The sequence below is a fragment of the Pseudomonas sp. SDT291_1_S447 genome (genome assembly GCF_054070155.1).
In genome coordinates this window covers 1-12,849 of sequence record NZ_JBSVXS010000141.1, presented here as the reverse complement: position 1 = coordinate 12,849, position 12,849 = coordinate 1, and the positions used below count along the sequence as shown (strand labels likewise).

Sequence of the window (12,849 nt, the reverse complement as noted above, 5' to 3'; positions counted from 1 at the left end):
GGAAGAATTGTGTCTGAAACACCGCTATCGCGAGCAGGCTCACTCCTACAGGGGATTTGCGTGCTTACCAGGGAATCGTTTCGCCCTTGTAATTGATGAAGTGATGCCCGCCCTTGCCGGTGTACGCATTCACCTGATCGATCAACCCACGGGTGCTGGTCTCAACGTCAAGGTCAGCACCTTCACCGCCCATGTCCGTCTTCACCCAACCCGGATGCAGCGACAACACCGTCATCTTCTGCTCGCCCAATTGCGTGACAAAACTGTTGGTCATCGAATTCAGCGCAGCCTTGCTCGCTTTGTACAACGCCAGCTCCGGCGCGTCCGGCACGGTCACGCTGCCGAGCCCGGAACTCATGAACGCCAGCACGCCGCTGCCGTCACGGATCTGCCCGACAAAACGCTGGGCCAGATTGATCGGTGCCACCGCGTTGGTGAAGAACAACTGACCGACTTCGGCCAATGTAGCGCCGCCCGGGGTCTGATCGGCCGGGCCTTTGACCCCGGCGTTGACGAACAGCAGATCAAAGGTTTCGCCCTTGAGCTGTTGGCTCAAAGCGATCACCGCTTGCTGATCGTCCATGTCGAGTTTCTCGATCCGCACCTTGCCCAGCGCTTGCAGCGCCTCGGCGTTTTGCGGATTGCGCACGGTGGCGGTGACTTGCCAGCCGTCGGCCAGCAGGGTTTTCACCAGACCGAGGCCCAGGCCCCGGGAGGCGCCGATGATCAGTGCGTTTTTTGCAGACATGAGGGGCTTCCTTGATGGATGAGGATCATGGATTCAATGGACAGGCCTGACCGAGGCGAAGTTGCAACTCCTGCCGCAGCGCATCCAGCTCGCACATGCGGGTTTCGATCAGTTGCAGTTTGTCGCGTAGCAACTGCGCCACGGCGTTGTCCGGATCGGGGGCGTTCCACAACGCCGCGACACTGTCGCCGATCTCGCCGAGGGTAAATCCCAGGCGCTGCGCGGTTTTGATGTAGAGCACCAGTTGCACCATCTCCGGCGGATAGTCGCGATAACCGTTGGCACTGCGTTGCGCCGCAATCAACCCGCGCTGCTCGTAGAAACGCAGGGTGTCACGGCTGACGGCGCTGGCCTGGGCTAATTCACCGATGCGCATGCTGGCTCTCAAAAGAAGTATTGACCCTGGAGCATACTCCAGGCTTTACCGTGGATGCTCCCTGAATTTCTGGAGCATGGATGATGTGGACTTCAACGCAGTATCGCAATGTGGTGCGCGGTAGCGCCTGGTATGACCTGATCGTCACGGCAGCGTTTGCCACGCCGTGGAGTTTTGCCGCTTTGCATGGTTTTTTGACCGCGCTGAATTTACCCGGCGAACTGCCGGCGTTTCAGCCTGTGCATATGTTGATGGCGAATCTGCTGGGTTCGGTGGTGTGTGTTTGGGCGGTGCTGCGGATTCGTGATCCGCAGGCGCTTTATGGACGGTATGACGCGGTGGCGCGGTTTCTGTTTGCGGCTTGGCAGGCGTATGCCTTGTTGCACGGTGCCAGTTCGATTCTGATTGTTTTCCTGGTCTTCGAACTGGCGTGGGGCATTGCTCAAGTATTGCCTGTTGAAAAGCCATCGCGAGCAGGCTCACTCCTACAAGGGAATTGTGAACCCGATCCAATGTAGGCCTTCGCCTGCTCGCGATAGGGCCAACAAGGTCACTGCATCAATGCCCCGCCTGCCAAGGCTGCCCAAGCGACACCGGCGCATACAACCGCGTGCGCAACGCATCCCGCGACAACAACACCAGCACCACAATCGTCGCGACATACGGCAGCATCGCCAGCAAACTCGACGGAATCGCCAGCCCCAACCCCTGCGCCACCAAATGCAGGATGCTGGCGAGGCCAAACAGATACGCCCCGAGCAACAACCGCCATACTCGCCAACTGGCAAATACCACCAGCGCCAAGGCGATCCAGCCACGCCCGGCGGTCATGTTTTCTGCCCACATCGGCGTATACGCCAGCGACAAATAAGCCCCGGCCAACCCGGCCATCGCCCCGCCGAACAGCACCGCCAAGGTGCGCACGGTCAACACCGGCAAGCCCATCGCACTGGCCGCATCCGGATTTTCTCCGACCGCTTGAATGATCAACCCGACACGACTTTTGATGATCACCCACGCCACCAGCGCAAACAGCACGAACGACAGATACACCAGCAAATCCTGGGCAAACAGCATCCGCCCAATCAGCGGAATGTCACTCAGATAAGGAATCGCCAGCGGCTCAAAACCGGCCAACGGTTTACCCACCCAAGCCGCGCCGACAAAGGTCGACAGCCCGACACCAAAAATCGTCAGGGCCAAACCGGTCGCCACCTGATTGGCGTTGAACACCAGCGCCACCAAGGCAAACAGTGACGACAACAACATCCCCGCGAGCATCGCCAGCAACACGCCGAGCCACAGGTTGCCGCTGTTCAGCGCGACGATAAAACCGATCACCGCGCCAAACAGCATCATCCCTTCCTGCCCAAGATTGAGCACACCGCTCTTCTCGCAGATCAGCTCACCCAGCGCCACCAGCAACAGCGGCGTGCCGCAACGCACCATGGCGTAGAAAATATTGCTCAACAGATCGATATCCATCACAGCGCTCCAGCGGTTACGGCGGTGGTCGACGTGCGCTTCACCCAGCGCAGATTCAGGCGTGGCCGATAGAGAATCAGCACGTCACTGGCGAGCAGGAAAAACAGCATCATTCCCTGAAACAACTGGGTGATCGCTTGCGGCAGGTTCATCGTCATTTGCGCGCTCTCGCCACCGATGTACAGCAGCGCCATCAACAGACTCGAAAACAGAATCCCGATTGGATTGAGTCGCCCGAGAAACGCCACGGTAATCGCCGCATAGCCGTACCCTGGCGACACCTGCGGCACCAATTGGCCAATCGGCCCGGTGACTTCGCAAACGCCGGCGAGCCCGGCCAATCCGCCGCTGATCAACAGCGCCAGCCAGATCAAACGCTTCTCGCGAAAGCCGACAAACCCCGCCGCACGCTTGTCCAGCCCTAGCACTTTGATCTGGAAACCGACAAAGCTTTTCTGCAACAACACCCACACCACGACCAGCGCGAGCAGGGCGAAATACACCCCGGCATGCACGCGGCCATCCTCCATCAACAACGGCAAACGACTGGCGTCGCCGAACATCGCCGACTCGGGAAAGTTGAACCCGGCGGGATCTTTCAGCGGCCCGTGCACACAGAACAACAGCAGGTTCAGCGCGATGTAATTGAGCATGATGCTGGTGAGAATTTCGTTGGCATTGAAGCGCGTGCGCAACCACGCGGTGAGCCCGGCCCACGCCGCGCCAGCGAGGGTGCCGGTGAGCAGAATAAATACCAGCGCCCAACGACTTTGCATGCCGATGATGTTCACCGCCAAGGCACTACCTGCGAGGGCGCCGAGGAGCAATTGCCCCTCAGCGCCGATGTTCCAGATCCGCGCCTGATACGCCACTGCCAAGCCCAACGCGCAAAGCAGAATCGGCAGCGCTTTGACCAGTAATTCGGAGACGCCATACAAGTCGCTGACCGGCGCGACCAGCAGCGTGTGCAAGGTCTGCAGCGGGTCGTGGCCGAGGGCGATAAACAGCAGCGAGCCGCAACCGAGCGTCAGCGCCGCCGCCAGTAACGGCGAGCACCACAGCATCAAGCGCGATTGCTGGCCACGGGGTTCGAGGGAAAGCAGCATGTGTATAACTCCGTTAAACCGTGGCGGCTGAAAGTGAATGATCGAACTGGCCGGCCATCCAGCCACCGACGTCGCTGAGTTGGGTATCGCCCGTGTTGTGCAGCGCCGACAAACGTCCACCGCACAACGCACCGAGGCGGTCGCTGATCTGGAACAGTTCGTCGAGGTCTTCGGAGATCACCAGGATCGCCGCGCCGGCATCGCGCAACGCGATCAGCGCGCGGTGAATGGTCGCGGCAGCACCGACGTCGACGCCCCAGGTCGGGTGCGCGGCGATCAGCAGTTTCGGTTGCTGGAGAATTTCCCGGCCAAGGATGAATTTCTGCAGATTGCCGCCGGACAAACTGCGCGCGGCGGTTTGCGTGTCCGGGGTTTTCACGCCGAAACGCTGAATGATCTGTTGGGCGAGGGCTTCGACTTTGCCGCGTTCAATCAAACCGTGGCTGACCAAGCCTTGTTGGAACGCGGTAAGCAGAGCGTTATCGGCCAGACTCAATTCCGGCACCGCGCCATGACCGAGACGTTCGGCAGGCACGAATGCCAGACCCAGTTTGCGTCGTGCATCGGGACGTAAGTCGGCGACGTGTTGCTCAGCGAATCGAATGGTTGCCGCTTCGACCCGAGGCAAGGTTTGTTCGCCACTGAGCAGGGCGAGCAATTCATCCTGACCGTTGCCCGCGACCCCGGCGATGCCGACGATTTCACCGCTGCGTACTTGCAGATTAATGTCCGCCAACGAGCAACCAAACGGGTCCGGGTTATGCCAACTCAAACCCTTCACCTGCAAAAACGCCACGCCGCCGCTGACCTTCGGATAGTCGCCAATCAACGCCGCCGCTTCGCCAACCATCAACTGCGCCAATTGCTGATCCGAACATTCGGCAGGCACGCAATGCCCGGCCACGCGCCCACCGCGCAAAACCGTTGCGCTATGACACAAGGCGCGCACTTCACCAAGCTTGTGGCTGATAAACAGAATGCTGCAGCCTTCAGCAGCGAGGCGGCGCAGAGTGATGAACAACTCGTCGGCCTCTTGCGGCGTCAGCACCGAAGTCGGTTCATCGAGAATCAGCAGGCGAATGTCCTGCATCAGGCAGCGAACGATCTCCACCCGTTGCCGCTCGCCGATCGACAGGCTGTGGACAAGTCGTTCCGGCTCCAGCGCCATGCCGTAGCGGCGCGACACTTCGCGAATCTTTGGTTCCAGTTGTTTCGGTGTGCCGGCCGCTGCGCCCATTGCCAGGGCAATGTTCTGCGCCACGCTGAGGGTTTCGAACAGCGAAAAATGCTGGAACACCATGCCGATGCCTAACTGCCGCGCCTGTGCCGGGTTGCGGATGTTTACCGGCTGACCTTGCCAGAGCATCTCGCCGGCATCGGCCTGGGTGACGCCGTAGATAATTTTCATCAAGGTACTTTTGCCGGCGCCGTTTTCACCGAGCAGTGCATGGATTTCCCCCGGCGCGATGCTCAGATCGATGGCGTCATTGGCCAGACAACCGGGGTAGCGTTTGCTGATATGGCGCAATTGCAGGCGCGAAGTAAGAGGGGCGATTGGCATGACAGGCTCGACTTGCTTGGAGTTGTGCCTGTGGATAAAGCAATTTCCTGGCCATTGAGTCAGGAACGCGAGCGGGCCGCGCGTGCGAGTGCCTGAAGCAGAGCATTGCCTTCAAAATTGGCAGGGCTTACGGCACCAATTCAGAGCAAAGCCGTTGATCGGGCTCCAGTTTTGCCCGTCGGCAACTGATCAAAAAACGAGCAAACCCTTGTGGACTAGGCAGCACCTGCGACTGCGCCAGCCATGAACGGGTTATCCACAGGTTGCTCCACAGTTATTGTGCGCAAGCTGCAAACCCGGGCATAAGCACTGCGGTGCTTTCTTCTAATGGTGATAAACCGCGCTAACTGACTGTTTCTGTTTGAAAAATTCGTTTCGTCGGGTGAATTGAACGAAAAGTGAACAAACCGCGCAAAGCCACGTGACAGAAGGGTTACAGCGGAATGTGCTCAGGTTATCCACAGTCGGGTGCACAGCAGATGTGGGCAAGTCTGTGGAATAAGGAAAACGGGGAATGCCCTAAAAGATCGCAGCCTTCGGCAGCTCCTACAGGGGAGCGCATTTCAAGTGTAGGAGCTGCGGAACGCTGCGATCTTTTGATCTTGCTCTACCGCTGCAACAAAATCCGCCCACGGCTCAAATCAGCAAGTTGCGTTTGCAAGACATCGATCTGCACTTCCCCCACAGCCAACTTCAACTCAACGCCGTTTGCCGTGAAGTTTTCTTCGACAACCAATCCACCCAAGTCCGCCACCCGCAACTTCACCAGCGCCAATTCGGCAAACCCGCAGGCACAACTCAACGGCACGCGGCTGATCAACTCGATCTTCGCAGCGGTTTGCAGGCACTTGTTCGCGCCACCGCCATATGCCCGGGCCAAACCGCCCGTACCGAGTTGAATGCCGCCGTACCAACGAATCACCAGCACCGCGACCTGATCACAATCCTGCGCTTCAATCGCCGCCAATATCGGTCGCCCAGCAGTACCACCCGGTTCGCCGTCGTCATTGCTGCGATATTGATCGCCGAGCTTCCACGCCCAGCAATTGTGCGAGGCATTCAAGTCGCTGTGTTGCTCGAAGAACGCCTGCGCATCAGCAGGGCTGCCGATCGGCGTGGCGAAGGTGATAAAGCGGCTTTTGCGAATCTCTTCGCGGTACTCGCAAAAACCGCTGAGGGTGAAAGGCATAAACGTCTTATAGAGGAGGAGTGAGGCCGCAGCCTTTGAGAATGATGCGGATCAGGTTGTTGCCGGCGTCTTCCATATCCTGCTTGGTCAGCTTGCTGCGACCGCTGACGCGGCAGATCTGCGTGGCGAAATCGGCGTAATGCTGAGTGCTGCCCCACAACAGGAAGATCAGGTGCACCGGATCGACCGGGTCCATTTTGCCCGCATCAATCCACGCCTGAAACACCGCGGCACGGCCAGTGAACCAGGCGCGGTAATCCTGATTGAAATATTCCGTCAGGCATTCACCGCCGCTGATCACTTCCATCGCAAAGATCCGCGAGGCCTGTGGCTGACGACGGGAGAATTCCATCTTGGCGCGAATATAGCGAGTCAGCGCTTCGGCCGGATCGTCCTCGGCGGTGAGGGTATTGAAGGTGCTGTCCCACAGCTCGATGATGTTGCTCAGCACCGCCACGTACAAACCGAGTTTGTTGGTGAAGTAGTAATGCAGGTTGGCTTTGGGCAACCCGGCATTCTGCGCAATGGTGTTCATGCTGGTGCCTTTGTAACCGTGACGGGCGAACTCGTCTTCGGCGGCTTTGAGGATGGTCTCTTCGTTCTTCTGACGAATGCGGCTGGCGGGTTTGCCGCCATGGGCTGGGACTTCAAAGGTCATAGGCACTTCCGGGTTTGTCTGTGGGTGCAACCAGTTGCGTTGATAGCGCACCCACAGGCATCCGACAAGTCTTTGCGCGATAAAACCGTTACGCCTGTTCGATCTTGTTCAGCGAAGCGTGCGCTTCAGCGGCCTCGGTTTTCGACTCCGGCAGCAGCAGGCACAGGATGATTGCGGTCAGGCCGCCGCTGGTGATCGCTGAATCAAACAGGTTCTGCACCAGTTTCGGCAACAAGTGCAGCAGGTTCGGTTGTGCGGCAATGCCCAGGCCGACGCCGAACGACGTGGCGATGATCAACATGCTGCGTCGATCCAGCGACGACTGCGCGAGGATGCGCACGCCGGCAGCGGCCACCGCGCCGAACATCACCAGAGTCGCGCCGCCGAGTACCGGTTTTGGAATCTGCTGCAGCACCGCGCCGATCATTGGGAACATACCGAGACAAAACAGGATCGCGCCGATGTACAGACCAACGTAACGACTGGCGACGCCGGTCAGCTGGATCACACCGTTGTTCTGCGCAAACGTGGTGTTGGGGAAAGCGCTGAAGGTCGCGGCGATCATGCAGCTCACGCCATCGCCGAGTACGCCACCGCGCAGGCGGCTTATATAAGAAGGGCCACTGATCGGTTGGCGAGCGAGCATGCAATTGGCGGTGAGGTCGCCGACGGTTTCGATGGTGCTGATCAGATAAATCAGCGCGACCGGCAGGAAAGCCGTCCAGTCGAAGCTGAAGCCAAACTTGAACGGTGTAGGAAAACTCACCAGCGGCAAGTCAGGCAAAGGCTGCGGCACCAGTTTCCCACTGAACCACGCGGCCAGGCTGCCCAGCAGCAAGCCGATGATGATCGCCGACAAGCGCACCCATGGTGTATTCGAGCGGTTGAGCAGAATGATCGTCAGCAGCACGAACACGCCCAGCGCCAGATTGCCTGGCGCACCGAAGTCCGGCGCATTGAAACCGCCACCCAGATCAGTGATACCGACCTTGATCAGGCTGATGCCGATCAGGGTGATAACGATCCCGGTCACCAGTGGCGTGACCATGCGACGCAACTGACCGATAAAGCGGCTCAAAACGATTTGCACCATCGCGCCGAAAAAACACACACCGAAAATCATCGCGAGAATGTCTTCCGGGCTGCCGCCACGTTGCTTGACCAGAAACCCGGCTGACAGCACCGCACCAAGAAAAGCAAAACTGGTGCCTTGCAGACAGATCATTCCCGCGCCAATCCCGAATGGCCGCCGCGCCTGAATAAACGTGCCGACGCCGGAAACCATCAAGGCCATGCTGATCAGGTATGGCAAATGCGCGGTCAGCCCGAGGGCCGAGCCGATCACCAATGGCGGGGTGATGATGCCGACGAAACTGGCGAGCACGTGTTGCAGCGCCGCGAGTGTTGCGGCGAGTGGTTTGGGGCGGTCGTTGAGGCCGTAGATCAGGTCGCTGGACGATGCGGAATCTGGCTGCATGGCTTAAGGCTTCTTGTTGAAGGATCGAGGTTGATCCTGCTTTGCAAAAAGCTGTCCACTTGCTCAGGTTATTTGTCGAATTTGTCGCCAAGGCCCAACGCCGGCGGGCCTCGGAGGATTTTCAGCGCGTTGCCGCCAGACTCTCCAGAAAGCTTTCCAGCACCAAATGAGGGCGGCGCCCCTTGCGCGTGACCGATGCCAGACTCAAATCGTAAAACCGCGTTCCTGCTTTCAAAGCACGCAAACGCCCCTGCTGCACCCAAAGACTGGCGTAATGATCCGGCAAATACCCAATATAACGCCCGGTCAAAATCAGAAACGCCATGCCTTCACGGTCAGAAGCACTGGCCGTGCAATTGAGCGCCTGGTAATGCGCCTGAATCTCCGCCGGCAACCGGAACGTCGGCGCAATCGCGTCCTGACTGTTCAGGCGTTCGTCATCGAGTTGTTTGTCATCGACGTAAAACAGCGGATGACCCACCGCGCAATAAAGCAGCGAACGCTCGCTGTACAACGGCTGATATTCCAGTCCCGACAACGCACTGGCCTGCGGCACTACGCCGACATGCAAACGCCCATCGAGCACGCCTTGCTCGACTTCATTCGGCGCAATCATGCGGATCTGGATCTGCACATCCGGCCCGCGTTCCTTCAACTGAGCGAGGGCGTGGGTGATGCGCATGTGGGGCAGGGTGACGAGGTTATCGGTCAGGCCAATGATCAACTCGCCGCGCAAATGCTGGTGCAGGCCGTTGACCTCGGTGCGGAAACTTTCCAGCGCACTTAATAGTTGCAGCGCCGATTGATACACCTCGCGACCTTCTTCGGTCAGCGAAAACCCCGCGCGCCCACGCTGACACAGACGCAAACCGAGGCGCTGCTCCAGATCGCTCATCTGCTGACTGATCGCCGAGCGACCGATGCCGAGCACGGTTTCCGCCGCCGAGAAGCCGCCGCACTCCACCACGCTGCGAAAAATCCGCAGCAGGCGAATATCAAAGTCACTGACCTGGGCCAGCGGATCGGGGCGACGGCTGCTCATTTTATTGTTCTCATTGTTTAGCAAAGTTCTAACTGAAGGTTAGAAGAGTTGAATTTCACAGACTTTATCCGCGTGGCAATTTAGCTGCAACAACGCTTTCTATCTCCCTGACGCTTATGCCCTGCGAGGTTTTGCCCGATGAACATGCCTGAAAACGCGCCGTCGCCACTGGCCAGCCAACTGAAGCTGGACGCGCACTGGATGCCGTACACCGCCAACCGTAACTTTCAGCGCGACCCGCGTTTGATCGTTGGTGCCGAAGGCAGCTGGTTGATCGACGACAAGGGCCGCCGGGTATACGACTCGCTGTCTGGCCTGTGGACTTGTGGCGCTGGCCACACCCGCAAGGAAATTCAGGAAGCTGTCTCGAAACAGTTGGGCACCCTCGATTACTCGCCCGGCTTCCAGTACGGCCACCCGTTGTCGTTCCAGCTGGCCGAGAAAATCACCGAGCTGACCCCGGGCAACCTCAACCACGTGTTCTTCACTGACTCGGGCTCCGAGTGCGCCGACACCGCGGTGAAAATGGTTCGTGCCTACTGGCGCCTCAAAGGTCAGTCGACCAAAACCAAAATGATCGGCCGTGCCCGCGGCTACCACGGCGTGAACATCGCCGGCACCAGCCTTGGCGGCGTCAACGGCAACCGCAAGCTGTTCGGTCAGGCGATGATGGACGTCGATCATCTGCCACACACGCTGCTGGCCAGCAACGCTTTCTCCCGTGGCATGCCGGAGCAGGGCGGTATCGCGCTGGCCGATGAGCTGCTGAAGCTGATCGAACTGCACGACGCTTCGAACATCGCCGCCGTATTCGTAGAACCTATGGCCGGTTCCGCCGGCGTACTGGTGCCGCCGCAGGGTTACCTGAAACGTCTGCGCGAAATCTGCGATCAGCACAGCATTCTGTTGGTGTTCGACGAAGTGATCACCGGTTTCGGCCGTACCGGCAACATGTTCGGCGCCGACACCTTTGGCGTGACCCCGGACCTGATGTGCATCGCCAAGCAAGTCACCAACGGTGCGATCCCGATGGGCGCAGTGATTGCAAGCTCCGAGATCTACCAGACCTTCATGAATCAGCCGACGCCGGAATACGCTGTGGAATTCCCGCACGGCTACACCTATTCGGCACACCCGGTGGCCTGCGCCGCAGGTCTTGCAGCACTCGATCTGCTGCAAAAGGAAAACCTGGTGCAAAGCGTGGCGGAAGTCGCGCCGCATTTCGAAAACGCGCTGCACGGTCTGAAAGGTTCGAAGAACGTTATCGACATCCGTAACTTCGGTCTGGCGGGTGCAATCCAGATTGCCGGTCGTGACGGCGACGCTATTGTGCGTCCGTTCGAGGCGGGCATGGCCCTGTGGAAAGCCGGGTTCTACGTACGCTTCGGCGGCGACACCCTGCAGTTCGGCCCAACCTTCAACAGCAAGCCGCAAGACCTCGATCGCCTGTTCGACGCGGTCGGCGAAGTGCTGAACAAGCTCGACTGATTTTTCCTTCTATATATACCTACAAAAACGGGCACTCCTTAACGGGTGCCCGTGGACAAGAATTCAGGAGTTTTCGATGAGCGTTATCCCGCATTTGATCAATGGCGAACTGGTGACCGAGAACGGTCGCGCGGTTGATGTGTTCAACCCGTCTACCGGTCAGGCTATCCACAAACTGCCACTGGCCAGCCAGGCAACCATCCAGAAAGCCATCGATGCCGCCAAGGCTGCGTTCCCGGCCTGGCGCAACACGCCACCGGCCAAACGTGCCCAAGTGATGTTCCGCTTCAAGCAATTGCTGGAGCAGAACGAAGCGCGCATCTCGCAATTGATCAGCGAAGAACACGGTAAAACTCTGGAAGACGCCGCCGGTGAACTGAAGCGTGGCATCGAGAACGTCGAGTTCGCTTGCGCAGCGCCGGAAATCCTCAAGGGCGAGTACAGCCGCAACGTTGGCCCGAACATCGACGCATGGTCGGACTTCCAGCCGCTGGGCATCGTTGCCGGGATCACCCCGTTCAACTTCCCGGCCATGGTGCCGCTGTGGATGTACCCGTTGGCGATCGTCTGCGGCAACTGCTTCATCCTCAAGCCGTCCGAGCGTGATCCAAGCTCGACACTGCTGATCGCTCAGTTGCTGCTGGAAGCCGGTCTGCCGAAAGGCGTGATGAGCGTAGTACACGGTGACAAGACTGCAGTAGACGCGCTGATCGAAGCGCCGGAAGTCAAAGCGCTGAGCTTCGTTGGTTCGACGCCGATTGCCGAGTACATCTACGCCGAAGGCACCAAGCGTGGTAAGCGCGTTCAGGCACTGGGCGGCGCGAAAAACCACGCAGTGCTGATGCCGGATGCCGATCTGGATAACGCCGTCAGCGCACTGATGGGCGCGGCTTACGGTTCCTGTGGCGAGCGCTGCATGGCGATTTCGGTTGCCGTTTGTGTAGGCGATCAAGTGGCCGATGCGCTGGTGGCGAAACTGGTTCCACAGATCAAAGCGCTGAAAATCGGTGCCGGCACTTCGTGCGGTCTGGACATGGGCCCACTGGTAACCGGTCAGGCCCGCGACAAAGTCAGTGGTTACGTTGATGACGGTGTGGCGGCGGGCGCGACCCTGGTGGTCGACGGTCGTGGTTTCAGCGTGGCCGGTCATGAAGAAGGCTTCTTCCTCGGTGGCTGCCTGTTCGACAACGTCACTCCAGAAATGCGCATCTATAAAGAAGAGATCTTCGGCCCGGTCCTGTGCATCGTTCGTGTGAACAGCCTGGAAGAAGCAATGCAACTGATCAACGATCACGAATACGGCAACGGCACCTGCATCTTTACCCGTGACGGTGAAGCGGCGCGTCTGTTCTGCGACGAGATCGAAGTCGGTATGGTTGGCGTCAACGTGCCGCTGCCGGTGCCGGTGGCTTACCACAGCTTCGGCGGCTGGAAGCGTTCGCTGTTCGGCGACTTGCATGCCTATGGTCCGGACGGTGTGCGTTTCTATACCCGTCGCAAGGCGATCACTCAGCGCTGGCCGCAGCGTGCCAGCCATGAGGCTTCGCAGTTCGCGTTCCCTAGCTTGTAAGTAGAAGAGCAATGCAATGAAGGCCGCCCCCTCGGGGTCGGCCTTCGTGTTTCCGGGGTTTTTTGACCGATGTGACAGAATTATGAAAATAGGTGTTGACGGCAGATTTCAGATGTCTATAATTCGCCCCACTTCCGGCGCAGTCGAAA

The 12,849-nt window shown here is 58.9% G+C and carries 12 protein-coding genes; 3 read left to right on the top strand and 9 right to left on the bottom strand.

Annotated elements, in window-relative coordinates; translation table 11 throughout:
- Positions 1-64: 64 nt before the first annotated feature.
- Together ACW9IR_RS25990 and ACW9IR_RS25985 are read right to left on the bottom strand one after the other, a co-directional pair.
- Positions 65-748, bottom strand: coding sequence for an SDR family oxidoreductase (locus tag ACW9IR_RS25990; protein WP_007914705.1), 684 nt, complete (start codon positions 746-748; stop codon positions 65-67).
- A gap of 25 nt (positions 749-773) precedes the next feature.
- A complete protein-coding gene (locus ACW9IR_RS25985; RefSeq protein ID WP_102901593.1) occupies positions 774-1,124 on the bottom strand; it encodes a MerR family transcriptional regulator in 351 nt (116 codons plus the stop codon).
- 83 nt (positions 1,125-1,207) lie between these two features.
- On the opposite strand from ACW9IR_RS25985, the gene ACW9IR_RS25980 reads away from it, so the two are divergent.
- Positions 1,208-1,642 (top strand): hypothetical protein, encoded by a 435-nt coding sequence (locus tag ACW9IR_RS25980; RefSeq protein ID WP_102901635.1) that lies wholly within the window; start codon positions 1,208-1,210, stop codon positions 1,640-1,642.
- Between the two features lie 40 nt (positions 1,643-1,682).
- On the opposite strand, the gene ACW9IR_RS25975 is transcribed toward ACW9IR_RS25980, so the two are convergent.
- The 7 genes from ACW9IR_RS25975 to ACW9IR_RS25945 all read right to left on the bottom strand — a co-directional run bounded on the left by ACW9IR_RS25975 (position 1,683) and on the right by ACW9IR_RS25945 (position 9,642).
- Positions 1,683-2,609 (bottom strand): ABC transporter permease, encoded by a 927-nt coding sequence (locus tag ACW9IR_RS25975; RefSeq protein ID WP_102901592.1) that lies wholly within the window; start codon positions 2,607-2,609, stop codon positions 1,683-1,685.
- Positions 2,609-3,715: an ABC transporter permease gene (locus ACW9IR_RS25970; RefSeq protein WP_102901591.1), complete on the bottom strand. Its 1,107-nt coding sequence runs from the start codon at positions 3,713-3,715 to the stop codon at positions 2,609-2,611. The genes ACW9IR_RS25975 and ACW9IR_RS25970 overlap by 1 nt, the downstream gene beginning before the upstream one ends.
- Positions 3,716-3,728: 13 nt before the next feature.
- On the bottom strand, positions 3,729-5,276 hold the full coding sequence (locus tag ACW9IR_RS25965; protein WP_102901590.1) for an ABC transporter ATP-binding protein: 1,548 nt from the start codon (positions 5,274-5,276) through the stop codon (positions 3,729-3,731).
- Positions 5,277-5,883: 607 nt separating this feature from the next.
- Complete coding sequence (locus ACW9IR_RS25960) at positions 5,884-6,465, bottom strand: IMPACT family protein (protein ID WP_102901589.1); 582 nt, start codon at positions 6,463-6,465, stop codon at positions 5,884-5,886.
- Between the two features lie 7 nt (positions 6,466-6,472).
- The gene (locus ACW9IR_RS25955; protein ID WP_016987357.1) at positions 6,473-7,123 is read right to left on the bottom strand and encodes a TetR/AcrR family transcriptional regulator; all 651 of its coding nucleotides are present in this window, start codon (positions 7,121-7,123) and stop codon (positions 6,473-6,475) included.
- Positions 7,124-7,211: 88 nt separating this feature from the next.
- Positions 7,212-8,600 carry a uracil-xanthine permease family protein gene (locus tag ACW9IR_RS25950; protein WP_102901588.1) on the bottom strand — a complete coding sequence of 463 codons (1,389 nt, stop codon included), beginning with the start codon at positions 8,598-8,600 and terminating at the stop codon, positions 7,212-7,214.
- 121 nt (positions 8,601-8,721) lie between these two features.
- Positions 8,722-9,642 carry a LysR family transcriptional regulator gene (locus ACW9IR_RS25945; protein WP_102901587.1) on the bottom strand — a complete coding sequence of 307 codons (921 nt, stop codon included), beginning with the start codon at positions 9,640-9,642 and terminating at the stop codon, positions 8,722-8,724.
- A gap of 138 nt (positions 9,643-9,780) precedes the next feature.
- On the opposite strand from ACW9IR_RS25945, the gene ACW9IR_RS25940 reads away from it, so the two are divergent.
- Positions 9,781-11,130 (top strand): aspartate aminotransferase family protein, encoded by a 1,350-nt coding sequence (locus ACW9IR_RS25940; RefSeq protein ID WP_007914732.1) that lies wholly within the window; start codon positions 9,781-9,783, stop codon positions 11,128-11,130.
- A gap of 76 nt (positions 11,131-11,206) precedes the next feature.
- A complete protein-coding gene (locus ACW9IR_RS25935; protein ID WP_064118435.1) occupies positions 11,207-12,700 on the top strand; it encodes a CoA-acylating methylmalonate-semialdehyde dehydrogenase in 1,494 nt (497 codons plus the stop codon).
- Positions 12,701-12,849 lie beyond the last annotated feature (149 nt).

Excerpts from the sequence above, each read along its gene's own strand:
- ACW9IR_RS25990 (WP_007914705.1), bottom strand. The coding sequence starts at position 748 with ATGTCTGCAAAAAACGCACTGATCATCGGCGCCTCCCGGGGCCTGGGC.
- ACW9IR_RS25985 (WP_102901593.1), bottom strand. The coding sequence starts at position 1,124 with ATGCGCATCGGTGAATTAGCCCAGGCCAGCGCCGTCAGCCGTGACACC.
- ACW9IR_RS25980 (WP_102901635.1), top strand. The coding sequence starts at position 1,208 with ATGTGGACTTCAACGCAGTATCGCAATGTGGTGCGCGGTAGCGCCTGG.
- ACW9IR_RS25975 (WP_102901592.1), bottom strand. The coding sequence starts at position 2,609 with ATGGATATCGATCTGTTGAGCAATATTTTCTACGCCATGGTGCGTTGC.
- ACW9IR_RS25970 (WP_102901591.1), bottom strand. The coding sequence starts at position 3,715 with ATGCTGCTTTCCCTCGAACCCCGTGGCCAGCAATCGCGCTTGATGCTG.
- ACW9IR_RS25965 (WP_102901590.1), bottom strand. The coding sequence starts at position 5,276 with ATGCCAATCGCCCCTCTTACTTCGCGCCTGCAATTGCGCCATATCAGC.
- ACW9IR_RS25960 (WP_102901589.1), bottom strand. The coding sequence starts at position 6,465 with ATGCCTTTCACCCTCAGCGGTTTTTGCGAGTACCGCGAAGAGATTCGC.
- ACW9IR_RS25955 (WP_016987357.1), bottom strand. The coding sequence starts at position 7,123 with ATGACCTTTGAAGTCCCAGCCCATGGCGGCAAACCCGCCAGCCGCATT.
- ACW9IR_RS25950 (WP_102901588.1), bottom strand. The coding sequence starts at position 8,600 with ATGCAGCCAGATTCCGCATCGTCCAGCGACCTGATCTACGGCCTCAAC.
- ACW9IR_RS25945 (WP_102901587.1), bottom strand. The coding sequence starts at position 9,642 with ATGAGCAGCCGTCGCCCCGATCCGCTGGCCCAGGTCAGTGACTTTGAT.
- ACW9IR_RS25940 (WP_007914732.1), top strand. The coding sequence starts at position 9,781 with ATGAACATGCCTGAAAACGCGCCGTCGCCACTGGCCAGCCAACTGAAG.
- ACW9IR_RS25935 (WP_064118435.1), top strand. The coding sequence starts at position 11,207 with ATGAGCGTTATCCCGCATTTGATCAATGGCGAACTGGTGACCGAGAAC.